The sequence below is a fragment of the Bacillus sp. ISL-41 genome, from assembly GCF_018613235.1.
GTDB lineage: Bacteria > Bacillota > Bacilli > Bacillales > Cytobacillaceae > Mesobacillus.
Genome location: NZ_JAGGQP010000014.1, coordinates 1 through 21,477, shown reverse-complemented (window position 1 = coordinate 21,477; position 21,477 = coordinate 1). Strand labels below are relative to the sequence as shown.

At 37.2% G+C, this 21,477-nt stretch carries 25 protein-coding genes; 7 read left to right on the top strand and 18 right to left on the bottom strand.

The genetic code is table 11. The features are described from left to right. Positions 1–152 precede the first annotated feature (152 nt). From J7I80_RS06670 to J7I80_RS06655, 4 genes are all read right to left on the bottom strand, one after another. Positions 153–617 carry a hypothetical protein gene (locus J7I80_RS06670; protein WP_214736844.1) on the bottom strand — a complete coding sequence of 155 codons (465 nt, stop codon included), beginning with the start codon at positions 615–617 and terminating at the stop codon, positions 153–155. Positions 618–1,249: 632 nt separating this feature from the next. Beyond that, positions 1,250–2,140, bottom strand: coding sequence for an MBL fold metallo-hydrolase (locus J7I80_RS06665; protein ID WP_214736842.1), 891 nt, complete (start codon positions 2,138–2,140; stop codon positions 1,250–1,252). Between the two features lie 180 nt (positions 2,141–2,320). Continuing rightward, entirely contained in the window at positions 2,321–3,247 is a 927-nt protein-coding gene (locus J7I80_RS06660; protein WP_214736840.1) for an alpha/beta hydrolase, read from the bottom strand. Positions 3,248–3,410: 163 nt separating this feature from the next. Next, entirely contained in the window at positions 3,411–3,740 is a 330-nt protein-coding gene (locus tag J7I80_RS06655; RefSeq protein WP_214736838.1) for a hypothetical protein, read from the bottom strand. A 190-nt stretch (positions 3,741–3,930) separates the two neighbouring features. On the opposite strand from J7I80_RS06655, the gene J7I80_RS06650 reads away from it, so the two are divergent. Together J7I80_RS06650 and arr are read left to right on the top strand one after the other, a co-directional pair. Continuing rightward, on the top strand, positions 3,931–4,947 hold the full coding sequence (locus J7I80_RS06650; RefSeq protein ID WP_214736836.1) for a hypothetical protein: 1,017 nt from the start codon (positions 3,931–3,933) through the stop codon (positions 4,945–4,947). Between the two features lie 222 nt (positions 4,948–5,169). Beyond that, complete coding sequence (gene arr, locus J7I80_RS06645) at positions 5,170–5,586, top strand: NAD(+)--rifampin ADP-ribosyltransferase (protein WP_214736835.1); 417 nt, start codon at positions 5,170–5,172, stop codon at positions 5,584–5,586. Between the two features lie 169 nt (positions 5,587–5,755). On the opposite strand, the gene J7I80_RS06640 is transcribed toward arr, so the two are convergent. Further along, the gene (locus J7I80_RS06640; RefSeq protein WP_214736937.1) at positions 5,756–6,688 is read right to left on the bottom strand and encodes a DNA/RNA non-specific endonuclease; all 933 of its coding nucleotides are present in this window, start codon (positions 6,686–6,688) and stop codon (positions 5,756–5,758) included. Positions 6,689–6,882: 194 nt separating this feature from the next. Continuing rightward, positions 6,883–7,071 (bottom strand): hypothetical protein, encoded by a 189-nt coding sequence (locus tag J7I80_RS06635; protein ID WP_214736833.1) that lies wholly within the window; start codon positions 7,069–7,071, stop codon positions 6,883–6,885. Positions 7,072–7,438: 367 nt separating this feature from the next. On the opposite strand from J7I80_RS06635, the gene cspC reads away from it, so the two are divergent. Next, entirely contained in the window at positions 7,439–7,639 is a 201-nt protein-coding gene (cspC, locus tag J7I80_RS06630) for a cold shock protein CspC (protein WP_044394619.1), read from the top strand. 242 nt (positions 7,640–7,881) lie between these two features. On the opposite strand, the gene J7I80_RS06625 is transcribed toward cspC, so the two are convergent. The 12 genes from J7I80_RS06625 to J7I80_RS06570 all read right to left on the bottom strand — a co-directional run bounded on the left by J7I80_RS06625 (position 7,882) and on the right by J7I80_RS06570 (position 15,636). Next, entirely contained in the window at positions 7,882–8,439 is a 558-nt protein-coding gene (locus tag J7I80_RS06625) for a thioredoxin family protein (RefSeq protein ID WP_214736831.1), read from the bottom strand. A gap of 137 nt (positions 8,440–8,576) precedes the next feature. Continuing rightward, complete coding sequence (locus tag J7I80_RS06620; RefSeq protein WP_214736829.1) at positions 8,577–9,176, bottom strand: hypothetical protein; 600 nt, start codon at positions 9,174–9,176, stop codon at positions 8,577–8,579. 146 nt (positions 9,177–9,322) lie between these two features. Then, positions 9,323–9,799, bottom strand: coding sequence for a DinB family protein (locus J7I80_RS06615; RefSeq protein WP_214736827.1), 477 nt, complete (start codon positions 9,797–9,799; stop codon positions 9,323–9,325). 176 nt (positions 9,800–9,975) lie between these two features. Next, on the bottom strand, positions 9,976–10,791 hold the full coding sequence (locus J7I80_RS06610) for a class I SAM-dependent methyltransferase (RefSeq protein WP_214736824.1): 816 nt from the start codon (positions 10,789–10,791) through the stop codon (positions 9,976–9,978). Between the two features lie 119 nt (positions 10,792–10,910). Beyond that, positions 10,911–11,204, bottom strand: coding sequence for a DUF3221 domain-containing protein (locus J7I80_RS06605; RefSeq protein WP_214736821.1), 294 nt, complete (start codon positions 11,202–11,204; stop codon positions 10,911–10,913). A 134-nt stretch (positions 11,205–11,338) separates the two neighbouring features. After that, positions 11,339–12,157, bottom strand: coding sequence for a GNAT family N-acetyltransferase (locus J7I80_RS06600; protein ID WP_214736819.1), 819 nt, complete (start codon positions 12,155–12,157; stop codon positions 11,339–11,341). 183 nt (positions 12,158–12,340) lie between these two features. Continuing rightward, positions 12,341–13,279 carry an MBL fold metallo-hydrolase gene (locus tag J7I80_RS06595; protein ID WP_214736816.1) on the bottom strand — a complete coding sequence of 313 codons (939 nt, stop codon included), beginning with the start codon at positions 13,277–13,279 and terminating at the stop codon, positions 12,341–12,343. A 61-nt stretch (positions 13,280–13,340) separates the two neighbouring features. Beyond that, positions 13,341–13,967: a class I SAM-dependent methyltransferase gene (locus J7I80_RS06590; protein WP_214736814.1), complete on the bottom strand. Its 627-nt coding sequence runs from the start codon at positions 13,965–13,967 to the stop codon at positions 13,341–13,343. A gap of 153 nt (positions 13,968–14,120) precedes the next feature. Next, entirely contained in the window at positions 14,121–14,309 is a 189-nt protein-coding gene (locus J7I80_RS06585; RefSeq protein WP_214736812.1) for a hypothetical protein, read from the bottom strand. A gap of 27 nt (positions 14,310–14,336) precedes the next feature. Beyond that, positions 14,337–14,780, bottom strand: coding sequence for a hypothetical protein (locus tag J7I80_RS06580; protein WP_214736810.1), 444 nt, complete (start codon positions 14,778–14,780; stop codon positions 14,337–14,339). 109 nt (positions 14,781–14,889) lie between these two features. After that, positions 14,890–15,168 (bottom strand): hypothetical protein, encoded by a 279-nt coding sequence (locus tag J7I80_RS06575; RefSeq protein WP_214736807.1) that lies wholly within the window; start codon positions 15,166–15,168, stop codon positions 14,890–14,892. 81 nt (positions 15,169–15,249) lie between these two features. Next, on the bottom strand, positions 15,250–15,636 hold the full coding sequence (locus J7I80_RS06570; protein ID WP_214736805.1) for a hypothetical protein: 387 nt from the start codon (positions 15,634–15,636) through the stop codon (positions 15,250–15,252). Between the two features lie 318 nt (positions 15,637–15,954). Here J7I80_RS06570 and J7I80_RS06565 point away from each other — a divergent pair, with 318 nt between their 5' ends. The 4 genes from J7I80_RS06565 to J7I80_RS06550 are packed head-to-tail and all read left to right on the top strand — an operon-like array spanning position 15,955 to position 20,585. After that, on the top strand, positions 15,955–18,075 hold the full coding sequence (locus J7I80_RS06565) for an MMPL family transporter (RefSeq protein WP_214736803.1): 2,121 nt from the start codon (positions 15,955–15,957) through the stop codon (positions 18,073–18,075). 48 nt (positions 18,076–18,123) lie between these two features. After that, a complete protein-coding gene (locus tag J7I80_RS06560) occupies positions 18,124–18,795 on the top strand; it encodes a response regulator transcription factor (protein WP_214736801.1) in 672 nt (223 codons plus the stop codon). Further along, positions 18,792–20,186 (top strand): sensor histidine kinase, encoded by a 1,395-nt coding sequence (locus tag J7I80_RS06555; protein ID WP_214736799.1) that lies wholly within the window; start codon positions 18,792–18,794, stop codon positions 20,184–20,186. The genes J7I80_RS06560 and J7I80_RS06555 overlap by 4 nt, the downstream gene beginning before the upstream one ends. Positions 20,187–20,189: 3 nt before the next feature. Continuing rightward, positions 20,190–20,585, top strand: a complete 396-nt coding sequence (locus tag J7I80_RS06550; protein ID WP_214736797.1) for a hypothetical protein — start codon at positions 20,190–20,192, stop codon at positions 20,583–20,585. The last annotated feature ends 892 nt before the right edge of the window (positions 20,586–21,477 follow it).

Here is a 21,477-nt window from a genome sequence, read left to right as displayed (position 1 = left end):
CCAACCTAATAACCTAATTTTAACATTAAAATCCAAATTCCTTGTTAAACATTACCGCCACGTTTGTTTCAATAAGTTGTTCAATAAAAAAAGCGCTAAATCCTTCCTAGATTAACGCTCCTGTCCAATACGAATTTATAGACGTAGGACTATCAAACAGTCAAATCGATAAACTCTAGTTCCATTTCTGCTTCTGCTTTCGAACGATAAACCGTAATTTTATCATAGGGTTTCAAGTTGTCTTGCCAGGTTCCTATATTACTCAGAAAATCTTCTCCGTTTTCAGTAATTATCAAGCACTCTAAATGCCTATTGATATAACAAATTGGTGCGTCACTTTTCAAATCAGATTGTTGACCAACAGTTCCAATAAATCCACCTTTACTATCCTTTGCCATAATATCTACATATGGAACCGTATAAAATTTTAAATGTGGAATATCATCGTCAAAGATAAATTGAAGATCATAATCGTTAGCAAATTTTTGATACTCTTTATTTTTATCATGAGCACTCATAGGAAAAATTGTTGTACCTGCTGGTATAACCTCAATATCTTTTAAATTTACATTTATGGCTCCAATTAATTCTGTTCTATCTAGATAAACTTTTCGCATCTCAACCTCCGTTTAATCTTATTTAAAGTTAATGCTCATTACTTTTGTGATTTCTTATTGATCTAAACTGCGTTGTTTAATTAGGAATTCTACAAAAAAGGTGGCTAATCCTCTTGGAACAACGCACCCGGTGGCTGAAATATAATCTTTGCAAATACATTTCTTTTTCAATTTCTGTATGCTCAATTTGTTCTAAAACCCAAGGTTTATCTCCTTCTTTTGCGTACGAAGAAAAATACTCTTTATTCTCCTCAATTAAGTGCCAAACCATATCTTCTTGAACCACAATCTTAAATGTTTCTTTGGGAACAGGCTGCAACCCTTCCTCAGCAGGAACAGGCCCCGGATTCTTTTCGGGTTCGGCTTGCGCACCGATGTTATCTTCTTGCCTTTAACGAAAGATAACATCAGCCCTCTCGATTTACTAACATTATGGAGCTAAATCCCTTCAACCATTTGGCTTTCGGCCCGCTACCTAACTGTCTACGCTTAAAGGCTAAAGTTACCTTTAGCCCTCCAAGACTCGCTACGAGTGAATGGCTAGTTCTTACTCGGCGGGAATCCCACCCGCTATATGATACGACCTAGGCTCGGCCGTACACGCACCCGTTAGCACAACAAAGAATGTACGACTACTCTACATCAACTAATAAAGTATCGTAGGCAATTTCAATATTCAGACCCTCCAACTTTAGTCTATCTTCTAAAGCCTTTAAATCATCGAAACTAAAACCATTTATGTGGGTAAGCAAAGTTTTTTTCGGATTGAGTTTTTTTATAATTTCAATTGTCTCAGAAAAAGTACATTCTTCTTTTAAAACTGGATGATTTACATCAACAAATCTCTCTCTAGTAGAAGGGTGATATTCTAATACACCAATCGGTAAAATTGCGAGGTCTATCCCATCAAATCTATTATCAGGGTTCCAGTTACTCAGTTCGTCAGGAATAATCAAGATTTTGTAATCTGTATCCTGTACCAAAAAGCCATAAGCATAGTCTTCAACCAATCTAAAAGGTGTTACTTCTACATCATTAAAGTTCACAGATTTTCCATCTGCTATAATATGAATTTTTATGTACCCCTTGTCGTTTAAGAATTCAAGATGGTCTCCAGTTCCTAGGAAACGTTTAATATCATTTCCTACTTGTTCAGGAAGGAATACATCAGTTCTCGTATTCTTTGGTGGGTGATTGACATAATTTGCGTTTAACTGTTCCAATACTCTTCTCCCCATAACGTGGTCTGGATGCCAATGCGAGTAAAATAGTCCGTTTATTTCTGTGATTTGTGAACGATTTATTTGCATATTTATATCTTCTGAGGTGTCAAATAAAAGATTAGGTCCGTGTATAAATAAGCTAGGGCAAGAACGACTGTATGGAACACCCTTTTCTCTTGCTTGGTGGCAAACCTCACATTTACACAAAGGTCGTGGAACAGCCATTGGACCAGCCGTTCCTAAAAATTCAATTTTCACTTTAATTTTCCTCCATTGCTCTTTTTCTATATTGTTCTTCAACTAAACTCCCATAAAGCATAATAATAAAGGGTTTACTTTTGGGTGCAAAACATCAATTCACAGCCCAAAAAGAAACAATAAACACAAGATTATTGCAGTAAAATTCACATATACTTTCACAAGAAAAGAGCTTGAGTTATATCAAACTCTTTTTTAGTTATCTAATATTTACTTTTTAGGTTATGAGTGGATGAATTCAACAGCTTCTTTTAACAAATCAGTAAAATCAGCAGGGAAGAAGTGACCTAAACCCTCTTTGACTATCAATTTGCATTGAAAGTTATTTTCCTCAAAAAGTTTAACTAATTCAACGGTTTTATTATAAAAAGGATCTTTATCTCCAGTGATAATGCAGCCCTTAATTTTTTTCCCATTTACCATTAGTAACCTTTCCAAGGAAGCCACATCCTGAATGGCTGGAATAACTGCTATAAATCCTTTTGTTCCAAGAATATTTCCATTTAAACTTAGTTCAACCGCTAATTTCCCGCCTTGTGATGCACCAGCAAAAATATCCTGTTTTGTATTATATTTTTCTTTGAAATCGCTGAATAATGCCGATATCTCTTCACCAGCAATTTTTTGATTGTCCCAGCAATAAGCATTGTATCCAAAGACCTGAGATGACTGCGGAAATGCAAAAAGAAAATCGTCTAACAAACCATTATCAAACCAATAAGGAGCGAAATCTTTTACATTAGACCCCCGCCAATGCAAACAAAATAATCCTGTATCTGATTTATCATTTCCATAAGTAAACAGTTGAGGTTGAGATATATATTTATGTTTTTCAAAAATTTGCTGGCACTCATTTACGATCATTTTAAATTCTTCGTTGTTTTGAAGGGTATTTAAATCTTTGTCACGAATTAGAGTCAATGGGTTCCACCATATTCCCTTTTTTAATCCTTCTTTCAGAACTGCGATGGCGTTTTCTTGGTTTCCTTGTATAGAATAAACACAAGACCTCCAAAAGATTGTTTTATCTAATCTTTCGGGAAATTCCACCTGTGCCCTTTCAATTAGTGAATGAATCTCATTATATTTCCCCAGCTCAAATAAACTAAAAAGTTCTTTTTGAAGCTCAACGAACCTTGTTTCCGACACGGTATTCACACTCCTCATCCTTTTTTAAAATTATAATTCGTAAACTTGGACAATTACTTTTAATATCCTACTTGTTCAAATACCCTGCTTCTTTAGCCAAATAAGGAATTCAACAAAAAAAGCGTTAATCCTCCCTGGATTAACGCCTACATGAATAAAGTGTTTATTTGTTGTCTTCTAACCAATCCTTTGCCTCTTCAATATCATATGTTTTTAATACCAACTTTTTTAGTTCTCCTCCGTTGTTTTTAAATATTAAAATTGCTGGAGCTTTTTCTATATCATATTTTGGATATTTTTCTTGTGCTACCTTCAGACGAGTTAAATGCTCATATTCAATTACAGTATCCCCAACATATTTTACAAACGTTTCACTTATATTCTCTTCACCAGAAACAATTATTATTGAATATGTGGCGGTTTTTTTTTCAGATGAACAAGCTGCCAAGATCATTACCAATACAAGGAGAACAACAATTCCTAGGTTCCTCATAAGTTCCTCCAATTAAGTTACAGTTTATTATGCAAACCTCTATTAGTAGATACCTACTTTCTATCTAACTTCATTATAGGTTAAGACTTTTACGCAAGTTACGAAGAGGAATACTAGATTTCACCTCATATCGCTATTATGTCTAATTAACCTTATAATTATAAAAAAGAGAATAAGAGAGGAGAAATAAATGCTTAAGAAAATTAATATATTTATCATTATACTCCTTTTTACATTAACTGCTTGCACCCCAAACAGAATAGCAGATATTGGCGAGGTCAACATGAATGAAGAGCTCGTGAATTCTGCAAGGATTATCCAGGACACAAGCGAAGGTAGTATTCTTGTTGATAGTACCTTCTATTCAATCGATAAGGCAGTAATTGGTACGACTTCTGGTAAAAAAATTACTGCCCAAGATCTTCAAGCTGGGAGCCTAATTAATTTAAAAACGACAGGAGAGATATTGACATCCTTCCCAGGACAAGGGGAAGCAACTAAGGTCATCCTCTATGATGACAAGAAAAGCCAGGAAATAAGCGAAGCGGTTCGTTATATCCTCGAACATCAACCTATGGGAAAAATCATTTCGCCATATTTACAAAAAATAACGGATGATCAACTAATCATTCATTTTTTCGAATGGACTATAAACGGGAAAAAATACGAAGCTACTCTTAATTTAAAAAATAAGGATTTAAAAGTATTAGAGATTAAAAATGAGTTTGCCGAGAAGTTAAAAGAAGAACAGGAGAAAGCGCTCAAAGATAAAAAAGATTTTATGTACACTGGATACATCACAAAGGTTTTACCAAAAGGATTCCGTATCAACAGAGTCGATTTTACTTTTGACAAGTCGATCACTTTCAAAAACCCAAAAGGAGAAAGTCTAAAATTAGAAGATTTTCAGGTCGGAGATTACGTGACAGCGTACCATTCCCGCACATCAACAGAGACATTCCCGTTTAAAGGAACACTTTATCAACTAGAACAACTTATGAATAACACGCCATCTACTGATTGGGTAAAGTCCTTAACTGAAAGTGGCCAATTTATTGAACCTGTCATCATGGATAATTGGCAGGAGCAAGATGGCACTAAAACGGTCAAAATAATTGATATAAAGAAAACCAAGAAGTTCCTATACATCGTGAATTACAATCATAAAACAGGAAAACAAACCGTCAAAGAGATTCCGAATAAATAGGAAAAAGTGACAGACAAAATTATATGTCTGTCACTTTGTTTTGTGAAAAATTTGTTTTACATATTCAATTAATATTATCCACAACAAATAAGCCGCATATTCGTAGCCTACCATTCTCTCTACTTACATTATACAACTATTTATAAATAATTTATAGACTACTCTTTTTATGATTACAATAATATACTGTTATACACAAATCAAAAAAAGAGGTGTATCAGTATGAATGACAAAAAAGATGTCTTAGATAATGGTCCTTTTTTTCATGGTACTAAAGCAGAATTAAAAATTGGAGATTTATTAGAACCACAGCATTTATCAAATTTCCAAGATAAAAAATCTAACTATATATACTTTACAGCAACATTGGATGCTGCTAAATGGGGTGCTGAATTAGCAACATCCAATTTAAAAGAAAGAATTTTCATTGTAGAACCATTAGGTGATTTTGAAAACGATCCGAACTTAACTGATAAAAAATTTCCTGGCAATCCAACAAGGTCCTATAGATCTAAATCCCCTTTGAAAATAGTAGCAGAATTAAGTTCATGGGAAAGACATTCCGATGAAGAAATAAATCATATGCTTTCAACTTTAAAAAAGTTACATGAACAAGGAAAAGCTGTAATACACGATTAATCCTTCAAATTTGATTAGTTTATACTTTCGGCTTTTGTATGCAAAGATGTACAAAAGCCGAATCTTGAATGTTCCAACTAAACCACGTTTTTTCACTAATCTGCCCTGTTCATTTAATAAGAAACAAGCTGGTCCTTCGCTCATTTATTTTCCCTCAATTTCAAGGGGCTTACTCACCTACCATACCGTCCTTATCAGCATCGTGCATATAGGGATATAACCAATGATCACTCGTTATTGGCATACTGAAACCTGCTGCTTTTGCTTCTTTAATCGTAACCTGTCCATTACCGTTTGTATCAACACTAGAAATTTCACCGTTTGTGTTTGAACCAGTTGAATCTGAAGACTCACTGCCTGTTAAACCGAGTGATGCGTTTGCTTTATCAGGGTTCACATTGTCAAATGTATCAATGATCTCGTTACCCATTAAAGTATAGGTATACTGATAACTTGAAGGAATTTGCGTTTCTGTATTCGGATATGTGATGATTGCTTCAAAATTAGTTGCTCCGCCAGCGTCCCGGATCACTTTTTCCATATAAGCCTGGTCACCATGACGGTTGAGCGCACTATCTTGTGGGGTAATATTATAAGCATTCGATACCCCTCCGAGAGAATCAGCAATGATATGTCCCTCATCAAAAACGTCATTTTCGACACCAGGAACCTTTGCTTCATCAGAGTAGTATCTGCCAGAAGACAGTACTGGTTCGTTAAGGTCATCTTGTAGAATGATTTCGTCAGCTATGACACGTACTAGTTGCCCGTATTCATTAGTGAATGCCCAATATTCACGGTCCCCATAACCAATGTCAACGACGACGTTAGGTTCACGATATCCTGACAAATCACCGCCATCAACTTCAATAAGTATGTATCCTGAGAACAAGTCATCATTTGGTTGGGTTGGTGTTTCCTCTACTTCTGGTTCATCAGCCACCGTTGTGGTAGTTTCTTCTTTTTCACTATTTGTATTAACTGTAGTTACTTCTTGTTGATCCGTTTTTCCATCTATATTAGATGTATCCTCTACTTCGCTACAACCAACCATCAAGATGATGGATAAAAGTAAGATTAAATAGTTCATTTGCTTTTTCATTTTATAACTCCCCAGTTTCATATTGGTACTCTTCTTTTTAGCACTATCGACTCAACCCTGCATTCGAATAAATATCAATTAGTGAGTTTAAGAGTTGATAAGGAAATACAAAAAATAAATCCCATCTCATTAGTTGAGAAGGGATTATTCATAATTTAATACCATGGAAAGGTCTACTAAGTGAGGTGCTTAATCTATCCTTGTGGGGGATTACCTTCACTTCCTCCACTATGAGGAGTGGTATAATACTGATTTTTCATTGTATCAGATTCGATACCATGGTTGTGGCGTGGCTCTGGAGGAACAGCCCCATTTTTCTTTTCCAATATCAAAGCAATAATGATTAAAACAATTAACGGTGCTCCAATTATCAACCAAATCATCTTTACCACCTCAATTATAGTATAAAGTGATTGGTATTAATTGTAAATGCTTCTATTACCCTATTTTTCTTAAAAAAATACTATGATTCCTTCTACTCCCCCAACCAATACAATGAAACAATATCTTTTGTTTTGAAAATCGATGTTCATTCAGAGACAGTCGCCTTGCATGGTCAGCGCTAATTCAAGTGTATTTTCAAGGTAAGGCAGAGATGATTTGCTTTATCTTACGTTTCCTGTTATGATGAATAAGAATTATTTTTGTTCGGTGTAAAGGATAGTATAAGTATCAAACTTTTCGTCTTGATGATCACTTTGGGCAAGGATAGTAATACGTTGTGCGATAACGCACTAGGAGGCAACAAAAATGGAACAAGGTACAGTTAAATGGTTTAATGCAGAAAAAGGCTTCGGATTCATCGAGCGCGAAGGTGGAGACGACGTATTCGTACACTTCTCTGCTATCCAAAGTGAAGGTTTCAAATCTTTAGACGAAGGTCAAAAAGTTACTTTTGACGTTGAGCAAGGTGCTCGTGGAGCTCAAGCTGCTAACGTTCAAAAAGCTTAATTTTAAATCGATTATTTAAAACAGGCTCTCTTTAGAGCCTGTTTTTTTATATTAATTTTCAATAAAAAACCCCGCTCAAGATCTGAGCAGGGAGATGGAACCGGTAATGTAAAAAAGATTTAAAGATAAAAAGGTTTGTTACCAGTATAACATACTGAATTTACAATAGGCGGATTTTCTTAAATTATATTTTTATTTCTTTCACAATTAGGTTTTATTCCTGAACACACTGCTCATATATACTACTTCAAAATAGCTAAAATCGAATCCTTAAAACTATCATATACATCTGACCAAAGAACTGGATCCTCTGTATACCTGTTTCTTAAAGAACCAAAGGCTTCTTTTTGTTTCTCCGCAAAGGAGAGATCCTCTTTTGGCGGCAATGCAGCACGAACTTCATCAACGATCTGCTGAGCTTTAGGTGCTCGAGGTCCCCACTTACCAAGTAAATGTCCTTGATTATTAAAGATTAAAATCATAGGAATTGCACGACCACCGTTTGTTAAGTGACGATCAATCAAATCTGTATCTGCATCACGTAATGCAACGCGCATTTCAATATCTGCAGCTTCAGCCAATTTGCGAATAACGGGATTAATCATCATGGCATCTCCACACCAATCCTCTGTAATCGTTAAGAAATGGAGTTGACTTTGTTTTAACTTTTCAGCAAATCCATCTGCAGGAAGATGAAATTGTTCATATACAGCAAAACTTTCCTCTTTTAATAAACCCATTTCATTCATATAAGTTTGAATTGATTTTCCCTCTTCAAAAAACTGTTGTTCTGTTTTCATCTAAATGCCACCTTCATTTCTATGTTTATTTACATCCTCTATACACTTAGATTAATTGCTACTCACTATCTTGCTTTAATGAAATTCAATTAATCTTTAAATAGATTTTACTAACTCAAGGATTAAATCAAATAAATTCAGTAAAATTTCAAGGTAATTTTCGTTAACGTTTCCTCAATTGAATTGCCTTTATTTTCTTGCAACTCTCTCTCAAACTCATCCAACGGAATAATGATGTTCTCGACCCCTACCATAGCTAAAGGCCCAAAGTTTGGTTGATAGTAAAATTGCACTGCTTTTATATCATCCATCAATTCTCTCTGGAATAGAAAATACAATATGCTGACAGCTACGCGGGTTAATACTTCCTTATAACTCAAATTAATACCACTTATGGTTTGGGCATCTGTAAAACTAATTTGCAATAATTTATTCCCGCTTGAATAAGAATATCTAATCAAAGCTTTTTGATCATCTTCTAATAAATCATTAATGTAGTCTTTATCAATTATAGACTCTCCCACATTATCTATCTTATATTTACCTTGATAAACGAAATTCAAATCATCACTTATTTGTTGGACATTTTCATATTTCTCACCTTCTGAAGTCACTGAATGAAACCATAATCTTATATCCTGGATTTGCCATGCTAAATAAAGAAGCAGTATTACAGATAATATTAGTAAAGCATTTCGTTTGCTTTCGGTTATTTTTCCATTTTTTTTCGATTTCACCTTTTATAGGCCCCTTGGACTTTATTTCATATAATGATATTTTTATAGCACAATTACAGATTCACCTACGATACTCCCACGCACAAAGAGCAAGATGAGCCAGATCTATATTTAGGCTGCAAATTTCAAAGGAAGTACCTGTTTCTTCAATAAGATTGGATAGATTTTAACTCTCTTCCAACCAAATTAGCGGATACGGGGTGTAGTTCCAATTCTCTTGCCCAAACTGAAAGCTGGCCGATATGATGAATTTCGTGTGCGATAATATGGTGAAGTATATCATTCACATTGTATTCTTCTTCATCCCAAGGTACACTTAAAATCAGTTCTTTCAAGTCAGATAGGTCTGTTTTTAAAAATCCGGCTAATTCAATACGTAATTGATCTGAAAGAGACTTAACCTTTTCAAGTGTATTATAATCAGCAAACTGAAAAACCACATCCTCTTTCCCCTGAATACCACGAATCCAACTATATTCCACATCAATTATATGGAAAAGTGTATATAAAATCTTCCCAACTCCACCTTTACGATCAATTAACAACTCTTCAATTGTTAATTGATTACACCAGTCAAACCACTCATCTCTTACCTGCCAGTTATACTCAAAGAATTTAATCATTGTACACACTCCAAATTCAGTTACACTATATATTTCGATTTAAAGATAACCATTCCTTCTTGAAGCTGTTTCATTATTTCTAAACAAAAAATGCCACCCATTAATGGCAGCACAATTATTAGAAACGAAACCTATAGGCCGAGTACATTCCGCACAATCTGATGAAAGTGTATGTTTTATCTACTTTTTTTCTTACCAATGTAAAGTAAGTGCGTAGAAATACCAAGAATATAAGGGTCCGCAGCTTTTTCTTTTATTAAATCAATGATTTTTCTTACTTCTTGATCACCTTTATCTCTCCAGTAATTCCAACTATCCTCGTTAAGGATCGCTACTGGATTTGAACCTATTAACTCCAAAGTTTCAAACCCTTGTGATTCCATAAAAGGAATGATTTCTTCAATATTAAAATAATACGCCCCTGTAAAACGTCCCTCATCAGCGTGGTTAAAGCAACCTGTTTGAGAAAACTGAACAATGGTATCCATATTATCATTCGGCTTCCAATTCTCCGGATTTATCAGCGATGTAAGTATGTGCCTAATTCTTGGCATAAAGGCAACGAAAACAAGTCCACCCTCTTTTGTTACTCTATTTAACTCTCTAACAGCCTGTATACGTTCATCTTCTATTTGCAAATGATACATAGGACCAAGCATAAGCGATGCGTCGAATTTTTCATCTTTAATCATATTAAGATCTCGGGCATCCGCAGCATAAAACCCTTCAAATAGTCCTTCTAATTTCAGTTCTTTTGCTTTATCTTTTGCAATTTCAACTAATCGATGGGTTAAATCCGTGAGTATTACCGTATAACCTTCTTTAGCAAGTTCCATTGAATATTTGCCTGGCCCAGCACCATTATCAAGGACATAACCTGTTTGGGGCATATATTTTTTTATATAATGCCAATTTACTTGGAATTCAATTGGTTCATGCTCTAACCTTCCCCACTCATCAAATTGATTGTAATAGTTTATGATCTTACTCAATACTTTCACCTACACTCCATTTTTTACCTTTTACATTCAACGTAAGAGTATTTAAATCCTTCTTAAAGAAGCTGCTACGTTCGTATAATAAAGAATTCTGGCTTATTACTCGATAACTTTTACTTATTTGCACCCAGTTTTGGAGGTAATAATTTCTGAAAAGGTCCAGAATATGTTACTTCACCCTTTTTCCCAACTTCGATATTTTGATAAGTTTTCTTATCGACGCAAAAAATTACGCCATTATCAGGTAATGAAGCTATTTCAAGTAATTTATCAGCGGATTTATTTTTTAGGTCACTATCACTTACATTTTTAATTACGAGTATAGGATAGCTATTATCCTTTCTTTCTGCCTTTTGAACAACTTTTCCCAGTAAGAAAAATATTAGGTTGCAATAATTCCTATACATTTAAAACCTTCGGAAATCCATTTAGAACCTACTGCTCTTACTGCACTAATCTGCATTTTTTGCTTAGTAAGGCATTCAGCAAAAAAGTGAATTAATCCTTACTTGATCAACTCACCCGTCAATGAATAAGGTACTTACTTTTCAACCCATATTGCCTTTGTATAAGCTATACTCAGTCCCGCTCTTTCCATATTATTTTGACTGACGGAACCGAATTTTGCTTGTCCAATAATTAAATCACAGTTTTGTAGAATTGCTTGGTTGATACGATGCTTTATTAATGCACTTTGTATTCCTTTATTTCTAAAAGTCGGTAATGTTGCCGCTGCAGCTAAAGTAGCTATCTGGTTTTTTATGAACAAAACTCCAATTCCGGCAGGTTCGTTTTCATAGCTGGCTAGATAAAATGTCCAATTTTTTATGTTATAAAGTATTTCATTATTTTGTGCTATTCCAATTTTTAAGAACGCTGGCATTTCGAAACCCTTTGTGTAGATTTTAGCAAAGGTATCAAATTCGTTAAGTTTTAACTTACGAACAAGGATTTTTTGTTCATTTACTTCGTAGCTTGTTTCTTCTTCGTTAGAGAGTGGAGCATATAGAGTTGTATGAAAATCATTATGATAAAAACCAGTTTCACTGAGGTGGGTTAGTAATTCTGGAGAAGTATGTGCTGGAGTTAATTCAAATCGAACAGGAATCTCTTTTTGCTTGTAAAAATCAATGATCTTACCTATTTGCTTTTGATCTCCTTCTTTTAGACCCTTGACCGTATTGAAGGATGAACCAGGTATGTTTTTTACAGAGAATGCAGTTGCATTGCCAAACTTTTGAATATGAACCTTCATTGGGTTCCCATCTATTTTACCCATTTCTGTTAACCTAGAGCTTAAAGTATCAATCTCTGAAATCTCCAATCTCTCAGCAAATCCCTTATTAACAACTAAACTCATTCCCACAACTCCTTGAAAAAGATAATTAGTGCTATATTACTTCCACAGTGACATTAATATCTCTCTTTGATGAGCTGACTCTCCATTTTTTATTAAGCGCTCAGCAAAAAAGGACATTAATCCAGCCCTGAGTAAACGCACCTGATCGTTTAAGTGCCTACTATACAATCTTTGACATCAATTTTACTTGAGTTCATTGTAAACAGTATTTAAATTTCTCTTATATCCATCGAGACCTGTCCAACTGGAATATTCTTCAGGTGTTTCTAGGGCTAAAATTTGTTCCAAAGGTTGTCTTTTTTCCATAGCACGACTTACCCTATCAGTAAGGTGATGTAAATAATTTAACATTAGATCTATTTGACTGTTTGTTACTAAGTTACCGTGACCTGGAACGATTCTTTGAATATCCAACTTAGAGATTTTTATTAAGTTATCAATAAATTCTTGAGAATTGTAAATGGGAGGATGAAGGTTCTCTAATACGATGTCACCCATAAATGCAATTTTCTCTTTAGGTAAATATAAAAAAGCGTCACTCGGAGTATGCCCTCCGCCAAAACAATAAAACTCAACGCTTCGAGTTTCACCATGAAGAACAAGTCTATTTTCAAAAGTCAGATTAGGGAGTACAATTCGAAGCTCAGGAATTGATTCATGGACCTTTTTCATTTCCTTTATTTGATTGTCAAGGCTTACTCGTAAAATTGGGATACGCTCAGCCTCTAATCTTTCCTCCAATTGATCCAGGTAATTTCTCATTTCCTCCATTTCTTTATTCGGATCAATGATTACATTTTTATCCCTATGTAACTCCCTTGTTTTAGCAGTTGAGATAATCGTTACATCTTCAAAAATTTGATTTCCAAAAGTGTGATCTCCGTGGTAATGACTGTTAAAAACATATTTAATTCTTTTTTGTGTAATTTTTTCCGCTAATCGTCGTAATTCTCTCGCAGCGGCTGGAGTTGTAAAGGTATCAAAAATGACAATTTCTTTGCCAATATCAATAAATCCAGAATTAGCCATCGCTCCTTCGCCTTTATTTGCAATGGCAGCATATACACCATCTGCGAGTTTCTCTACAGAGAAATATGGTGATTGTATTTTAGTTGAGGTCATTTATTTTATCTCCTTTAATCATTTTTTTTCGGAGACATAAAAAAAAGTATGAAAGGTCAATTTAATTCTTAGTTCCCTTAACTGCAACGGTATGGTATCCTCTTGAATCTGGACCTCTGACAAAAGATACTTCCTTAAACCCTGCTTTCTTCATAGACGGAATGACTTGATTTTCTGTAATACCTTTTATGCCTTCCCAGGTTTCGTCTTCTTTCCCGTCAGAAAAAGTAAGGATTAAAATTCCTTTTGGCCTTAGAACCCTAAATATTTCTGATAAAGTCGAAGGTATATCAGTCCAGAAATAAATAGTTTGGATACTGAAGATCGTATTGAAATTTTCATTATGAAAGGGCAGCTTATTGAAATTCGCTTGTACCAGTTTTACTCTTTTTTCGTATATTGCCTTTTTGTTTCTAATTCTTGCTGATCGAATAATTGTTGGAGAGATGTCTAAACCGACTATTTCTTCAGCTAAATCCTTTTCAAAAATTGATTTAATGGCATATCCTGCTCCACACCCTAACTCTAAAATCCTGTCCCCTTGTTGAATATTCATTAGGTCTAATGTCCAATTTGTTTCAGTCTTGTGCTGTCTTACCATTTTTTCACCAATATATGTACCTATAATTCCTCTCGGTGTTTTATATTGACTATCAATAAATTCTCTAGTTGTTTTGAAGAAACCCATACATAACTCCCCTTGAAATGCTCTAATATAATTCAACAAAGGTTGGGTAGACCCTTTCTAATCTTACTTAAATAACATTTATATGGTCAGCCAGACAAGCTATAAATGCTGCTTGCAACGGCAGCCGGAAATTAAACCATTTTCCTAATCGATTTACGCTTTTCTATTTATGATGTGCTTAGATTCTTCCCTGTTTTGTTCTTCCGACCTATGCTTTTGTAACTCTTTAATCTCTTTTTTCAATTCCTTTATTACCCGTGAGTCATCTATACCTTTTGCAACGGCTGTTTTAATAATTAGATAAAAAATAAATAAAAAAATTATGCCATATAGTAATTCCATACTAAGTCTCCTAAAATGGTTTTTCTCTTACTGAAAGGCCTCGGCTGTTTCAACCATTCTTTCCTTGCTTCCGTTTTCTTCTGAATAGGATGTCAAGATGTAATGATAATCGCCTTCTCTCCAATGAATCGAGGACCCAGGTCCCTCTATAAAGAAACCCTTGTTTCCGTTAACGGTAACATCCTCTCCCTCAAAATTGTATTCAACTGGGGGTGGTTGAATAGTCAATGAGAACTGCATTCCTCCATCTTCCCCTTTGAAGATCACCTCGTTTATAATTGTTTCGTGAGGAGGAGTAACTCGTTCGTAATCTACTATGGTCATTGGAAATTTCGTCGGAAGCTTTGGAGCGATCCCTTCCTCTTTTAATTCTTCTTTAAGTGCCGTATGGTCAAAACTTTGCTCTTTTTGACTGCATCCTAATATGATCAAAGGAACTAGTAAAAATAATATAGACAATACTCTTTTCATGATTATCCCCCCTTTTAAATTAACTACGTTTTATTTAAGTAAACGTTTCATTCAGATACAAAAACGTTAACGAATTGATTTAACTTTACTCCCTAGTGTGGATAAGAAATCATCCCACGTTTGCTTTATTCCTAAATTTTAAATTCAGCCAAACAAGTAAAATGGAAATAATAAAGACAACAAAACTCGATATAAAAAATCCATTTGCATAAGATGGAATTTCTTCCTCTGGTACTCTGTCATTTATCTCCATGGCATAAAAATACACTCCAATACCCTCGCCATCCACATTTGTTCCAAGAGACCTTAGATCTAACCCTTTGTTAAATAATAATACTGCAAATAAAAATAGAATAACTGCGATGACCCAGCGACTAATCGTATTCATTTTTCCCACTCCTTATCATCACTTGGATACTTTGCCATAGAAATCATCAAAACTTATTCAACAATATACATATTCAATTGATTACCCTTCAACAATTGCAAGGTATTTCAGAATTTCTCCTTCAAATTCTACGATTAAAATATCTCCTCTTTCCTTGGCTGAGAAAACCTTTGCACCAACAGGAAGTTTATTCGCCATCTCATCTTTGAAATCTGCATTAGCATCATTTATTGTTTTTATTTCACCAATCTGGACGTCTTTTGTTAAAGACAATTCTTCAACCCAATCAATATTAGTTTTGTAGATTACACCATCATACTGAAAAATATCAGCATTTGGGTCCAATTTTAAGACTTCTTCAGCATCAACTCTATCAATAGATACTCTCGTCGTTTCTCCTCCATTAGAACATCCAGTAATCGAAAATAATGCTAATGCGAGCAAAACATGATAAAACTTATGACTCAACGTAATCCCCCCATATTTAGACGGTAGTTTCTTTACCAAAAACTAACTCTTCGACTAAAACCTCCAAACAAATCGAACCGTTTTCTGCAATACCGGACCGGTCTTTGCTCCTGTTTACATGCCTCATTATTCATTCTACTCCAGTCTGATAGATTCCTTTATTTTCCTACCACGAGATTTGTAACTGAAAGTTGAGGTTGTGTTTATTTTCATCGTTTATGATGTTCATTGTTCAGGGCTCATTCCGAATACTGTATCTGATTGGTCTGGAAAGAGTGCTGAAGATGGATTTAGAAAAGAACATAGGAGGCCAAATTCATGAAGAAAATGCTTTATTCCATCACAGACTGGGTTTCAACGAAACGCGGAATGTGGATTACCATCATTGCCTGGCTGGTGCTAATGCTAGGCTTAAGTGCAGGCCCGCAGCTTGGTGATTACAAAGTGAACAATTTTCAATCTCTGCCGGATGAGGCAAAGTCTATCATCGCGCAGCAAAAAACGGAGGAATTTTTCCCAAATGAACAGGGTACTCCTGGCATTCTCGTTTTCCATAATGAGAACGGGGATATTAATCTTGATGAAGTAAATCAAATCCTGGATGGAATTATTTCAGATGATATCCAAGGAATCAAGAACATCGTTGATACTCGTTCCCTTCCGCCGCAGGCGCTTAGTGGTTTTATATCCGAGGATCAATCCACGATGATTGTCCCAATGGAACTTGAACAAGGGCTCGGCAATGACGAGTATGCTGAAATCAATGACCGGGCAACGGAAATTGGGACCGGAATTGCTGATAAGCTTGAAAGTACAGCTTTCTATATCACTGGTCCGGCCGGGATTTCTGGTGATACCATCAAGCTTTTTGAGCGGGCAGATTTCGTGCTGTTATTAGCAACTGTGGGCATCATCCTTGTCCTGCTGATTGTGATTTATCGTTCGCCACTGTTGGCGATCATTCCATTATTGGCTACTGCCATTGTCTATCAGGTCGTGAACCAGATTGTTGCTCTTTTGGGAGCAGGCGGACTTGAAATCAATAACCAGACAACCTCGATCATGAGTATCCTGCTTTTCGCGGCCGTTATTGATTATTCTTTATTTGTATTCTCGCGTTTCCGCGAAGAACTGAACCATTATGAAAATAAATTTGATGCGATGAAACATGCCATGCGTGCGACAGGTGAACCGGTCTTTTTTGCCGGCGGAACGGTGCTGGCTGCGATGCTTATCCTGCTGTTTGCTGATTTCCGCGATTATCAGAACTTTGCTCCAATTTTCGGAACGGCGATGTTCTTCATCATGCTCGCTTCCGTGACACTGGTGCCTGCATTATTCACCTTATTCGGACGCAAGGCATTTTGGCCGAAGGTGCCTAAGTATGGTGTTGAAACAGAGGTCAAGCATGGAGTCTGGGGACCGATTGCCAGATTCGTTGTCAACAAACCAGGACTTTCAGGAGGTCTGGTCGGAATAATCCTGATAGTCACTGCCCTGAACGTTTTCAATTTGGAATATGAATTCGACATGGTGAAAAGCTTCCCAGAGGATTTGCCTTCCCGTGTTGGCTATGAAATAGTGGAACAGAGATATGATAAAGGTGAGCTAGCTCCTGCTACTCTATTGATAGCAGCTGATAATTCATTAACAGAAGCAGATGCTCTCGAGATCACCGAGAAGCTGAAGGATGATGAGGAGATTGCTTCTGTCCGCCTATCGGTGATCACGGAAAACAATGAAGCTGCCAAGTTCAGTATTGCTCTCGCGATGAATCCATACTCAGTAGAGGCAATGGACTATATGGAAGATTTGCAGAAGAAAACACCAGAAATTCTTGACGAGTTAGGTTTTGAGGCTGAGGCGTTTTATAGCGGTGTCACTCCAAAGCTGGTCGATGAACGCGAGTATAATAATGGTGACATCATTAAAATCGTTTTGCTTGAAACGGCTCTGATTCTTGGATTGCTCGTGGTCTTGACTCGCCGCTTGAAAATGCCGATCTATATGATGGGAACGATCCTGCTTTCCTACGTATCTGCATTAGGTCTCGGCGTATTCCTGATCGATGTGCTATTTGGGTATGATGCCATCAGCACCCGAGTGCCGGTTTATGCATTCATTTTCCTCGTCGCACTCGGAATCGATTATAATATAATTTTAGCGTCCCGCTTTATCGAGGAACGCGAGAAACATAATGTGAAGGAAGCACTTGAAATTGCTATTCGAAATACAGGCGGCGTTATTTCATCCGCAGGGATCATTTTGGCGGCAACGTTTGCAGCCCTGACAACGATGCCTATTGCTGACCTGTTCATCTTCGGATTCATGGTAGCGATTGGGATCCTGATCGACACCTTCCTTGTCCGCGGCATGCTGCTGCCTGCATTGATTCTTTTCTTTGAAAAAGATAAGCAAACCAGTCCGGAGATTCAATAAGGAATAGAGAGGGCCTCCTCTCTCATTCCCCTTATAGGAGGCTGAAGTATGAGAATTTTGGTTGTTGATGATGATATTAATATTCAAAGACTCGTAACCATCCATTTAACCCAGGAAGGATATCAGGTTTTCAGGGCAAACGATGCCGAGGAGGCGTTAACGTTGCTTGAAAACCAGAATGTAGACCTGGCGATTGTTGATGTGATGATGCCTGGGATGAACGGGTTCGAACTGACAAAGATTTTGACCGATGACTGGGAGATTCCCGTCATCCTCCTTACCGCAAAGGGCCAGTTAAGTGATAAAGAAGAAGGATTCCTGTCAGGCAGCGAAGATTATATTGTAAAACCATTTGAAGTGAAGGAGCTTTTATTCAGAGTGGCCGTTGTCCTGCGGAGGATGAAGCGTGCCATTGATTCGATCATTCTCGCCGGGAATATGAAAATTGACCGCAACAGCTTTGAAGTGGAAATCAATCAAGAAACGATTCTTTTTCCGTTAAAGGAGTTCGAGCTGCTGAGCATTCTCGCCTCACGGATGAATAAAACCACTCCCCGCGCGTCATTGATTGAACAGGCCTGGGGTGCGGACTATGAGGGCAGTGAACAAACGCTTAATACTCATATCAACCGTATTCGCGACCGGCTTAAAAAGCATCAAGCTTCAGTTGAAATCCAGACGATCCGCGGAATTGGTTACAGATTAGAGGAATTGAAATGAAAACATTGTACCGGAAATTCATCATCGCAACCCTTCTCATCCTAGGAATCAGTATCGTGATTGCCTTCATTTTGGCCAATTGGGTCTACATGACCTCGACAAGAGAACGGATTGACTTACAGAATGTAAAGGTTGCTGAAGAGGTTGCATCGAGTCTTGAGCAAATGCACTCGACAACCCATATAAGTTTCACGGGCTATCTGGACTCAATCAGCAAACTGGGTTATCAACTTTATGTGGTAAGTGAGTCGGGGGAGGAATTCTTCTTTGGCGAACCTTTTTCGAAAAAGAACCTTCCAAATGAGGCTTTGAAAGTTGTTGAGGATAAAAAAATCTATCATGGAATGGACAATTCAACCTCTCCTTGGATGATGATGAGCCATTTTTCGAATCAGCTGGATAATACCGTTGGTGTTCCCTTTACGATTGGAGATGAGAACTATGGCTTATACCTGAGACCAAATAACAAATTGTTATTTTCCGACGTCCACGTCATTTTCGCCTGGTTTTTCGTCGCTGTTTCAATCGTCAGTATCACTGGGGTTATCTGGTTTGCGAAACACCTGATCCAGCCGATCACCAAGCTGACGGAAGCCACCAGGGAAATCACCAGAGAAAACTTCAATTACCCCTTGAACATCCATCGAAGCGATGAAATCGGCCAGCTTGCCGAAAGCTTCAGTCGGATGCAGGTTCAATTGCAGCACAATGATGAAGCTCGGAAGTCCTTCATCAACAATGTATCGCATGATTTTCAGTCACCATTGATGAATATCCAGGGTTATGCGGAGCTTTTAAAAACTCAGGCGCTCGATGAGGAGCACCTTGAATATGTCGATATTATCGACCAGGAATCGAAACGGCTGTCTAATTTGACGAAGCAGCTGCTGCTTCTTACCTCACTGGATCAGAAATCGTATCCAATGAAGCTTGGCGTCACAAGGATTGACACACAAATCAAGGATACGGTCAGAAGGCATCAATGGCGGCTGGAGGAAAAGGAGATTGAAATCTCCTACCATCTCCCCCCTGTCTCGATTCTGGCTGATCCGGAGCTATTAATGACAGTCTGGGACAACCTGCTCACGAATGGTATTAAATACAATCAAAGCGGCGGCAGTATTTTTATCCAGATTACCCGAAACGACGACTTTGCCACGGTCACCTTCAAGGACACCGGAATCGGCATGAACGAGGAACAAGCTTCAAAGATCTTCGAACGCTTTTACCGTGTCGACGCGGCGCGAAAGAAAGATGGAACAGGGTTAGGCCTGTCGATTGTCAAACATATTATTGAATTACACAACGGAAAAATTGAAGTGGAGAGCGAGATTCAAAAAGGAACGACTTTTACGATAAAGCTCCCTATAGAAAAACAGACGGAGGAATAAAAAATGGAACAAACTTGGAGTATTAGACTTATACGATTTGCAGCGATCTTTGGACTCATCGGAACATTCATGGGCTCACACATGGCGGGTGCCGGCGACTATGCCATGCGCCCGATCCACGCCCACATCCTGTTAGTCGGCTGGCTATCCGTATTTGCCTGGGGAATCTTTTACAAAAACTATCAAATCAAATCTAAAAAACTAGTAGCCATTCATTCTATTACCGGCATGATCGGTTCTCTCGGACTCACCATTGGAATGTGGATGTACAATATTAACCCATTCAACCTTGATGATACATTGGTGATGGTCCTGTTTATTGTCGGCGGCTCCTTGTTGTTGGTTGCCTTTATTCTGTTTGTGGTTGTTACTTTTTTCATTGAAAAAACAGGAAAGTAAGAATGTAAGAATAGACTGCACTTAAAAATAAGAAATGACCTACTAATCTGAGAGTAGGTCATTTCTTTTTGCTTGGGAGTTACCCATTTTGAATTTCCGTAATGCAGTTTCCGCCTATCAAATCAGAATCTTTCTGTTTCACTTATGAACAAATCCCCCCTCGCAAAACTGTCATATCCAGTTTTCTTGACAGCTTTGGCCTCTGCACCTTCAAACCTGTCACAATAACGTGCTTTTCTTGACAGCTTTGGCCCCTGCACCTTCAAACCTGTCACAATAACGTGCTTTTCTTGACAGCTTTAGCCCCTGCACCTTCAAACCTGTCACAATAACCGTGTTTTCTTGACAGCTTTAGCCCCTGCACCTTCAAACCTGTCACAATAACCGTGTTTTCTTGACAGCTTTAGCCCCTGCACCTTCAAACCTGTCACAATAACCGTGTTTTCTTGACAACTTTGGCTTCTGCACCATCAAACCTGTCACAATAACGAACTTATCTTGACAGCTTTGGCCTCTGTTCCGGCAAACCTGTCACAATAACGTGATTTTCTTGACAGCTTTGGCCTCTGCACCTTCAAACCTGTCACAATAACGTGCTTTTCTTTACAGCTTTGGCCCCTGCACCTTCAAACCTGTCACAATAACGAGATTTTCTTGACAACTTTGGCCTCTGCACCTTCAAACCTGTCACAATAACTTTGCTTTCTTGACAGCTTTGGCCCCTGCACCTTCAAACCTGTCACAATAACTATGCTTTCTTGACAGCTTTGGCCTCTGCACCTTCAAACCTGTCACAATAACTATGCTTTCTTGACAGCTTTGGCCCCTGCACCTTCAAACCTGTCACAATAACCGTGTTTTCTTGACAACTTTGGCTTCTGCACCATCAAAC

Bases quoted from the DNA above. Each gene is read 5' to 3' on its own strand.
- J7I80_RS06670 (WP_214736844.1), bottom strand. From the start codon at position 617: ATGCGAAAAGTTTATCTAGATAGAACAGAATTAATTGGAGCCATAAAT.
- J7I80_RS06655 (WP_214736838.1), bottom strand. From the start codon at position 3,740: ATGAGGAACCTAGGAATTGTTGTTCTCCTTGTATTGGTAATGATCTTG.
- J7I80_RS06650 (WP_214736836.1), top strand. From the start codon at position 3,931: ATGCTTAAGAAAATTAATATATTTATCATTATACTCCTTTTTACATTA.
- arr (WP_214736835.1), top strand. From the start codon at position 5,170: ATGAATGACAAAAAAGATGTCTTAGATAATGGTCCTTTTTTTCATGGT.
- J7I80_RS06640 (WP_214736937.1), bottom strand. From the start codon at position 6,688: ATGAAAAAGCAAATGAACTATTTAATCTTACTTTTATCCATCATCTTG.
- J7I80_RS06635 (WP_214736833.1), bottom strand. From the start codon at position 7,071: ATGATTTGGTTGATAATTGGAGCACCGTTAATTGTTTTAATCATTATT.
- cspC (WP_044394619.1), top strand. From the start codon at position 7,439: ATGGAACAAGGTACAGTTAAATGGTTTAATGCAGAAAAAGGCTTCGGA.
- J7I80_RS06625 (WP_214736831.1), bottom strand. From the start codon at position 8,439: ATGAAAACAGAACAACAGTTTTTTGAAGAGGGAAAATCAATTCAAACT.
- J7I80_RS06615 (WP_214736827.1), bottom strand. From the start codon at position 9,799: ATGATTAAATTCTTTGAGTATAACTGGCAGGTAAGAGATGAGTGGTTT.
- J7I80_RS06605 (WP_214736821.1), bottom strand. From the start codon at position 11,204: ATGTATAGGAATTATTGCAACCTAATATTTTTCTTACTGGGAAAAGTT.
- J7I80_RS06600 (WP_214736819.1), bottom strand. From the start codon at position 12,157: ATGAGTTTAGTTGTTAATAAGGGATTTGCTGAGAGATTGGAGATTTCA.
- J7I80_RS06595 (WP_214736816.1), bottom strand. From the start codon at position 13,279: ATGACCTCAACTAAAATACAATCACCATATTTCTCTGTAGAGAAACTC.
- J7I80_RS06590 (WP_214736814.1), bottom strand. From the start codon at position 13,967: ATGGGTTTCTTCAAAACAACTAGAGAATTTATTGATAGTCAATATAAA.
- J7I80_RS06585 (WP_214736812.1), bottom strand. From the start codon at position 14,309: ATGGAATTACTATATGGCATAATTTTTTTATTTATTTTTTATCTAATT.
- J7I80_RS06580 (WP_214736810.1), bottom strand. From the start codon at position 14,780: ATGAAAAGAGTATTGTCTATATTATTTTTACTAGTTCCTTTGATCATA.
- J7I80_RS06575 (WP_214736807.1), bottom strand. From the start codon at position 15,168: ATGAATACGATTAGTCGCTGGGTCATCGCAGTTATTCTATTTTTATTT.
- J7I80_RS06565 (WP_214736803.1), top strand. From the start codon at position 15,955: ATGAAGAAAATGCTTTATTCCATCACAGACTGGGTTTCAACGAAACGC.
- J7I80_RS06560 (WP_214736801.1), top strand. From the start codon at position 18,124: ATGAGAATTTTGGTTGTTGATGATGATATTAATATTCAAAGACTCGTA.
- J7I80_RS06555 (WP_214736799.1), top strand. From the start codon at position 18,792: ATGAAAACATTGTACCGGAAATTCATCATCGCAACCCTTCTCATCCTA.
- J7I80_RS06550 (WP_214736797.1), top strand. From the start codon at position 20,190: ATGGAACAAACTTGGAGTATTAGACTTATACGATTTGCAGCGATCTTT.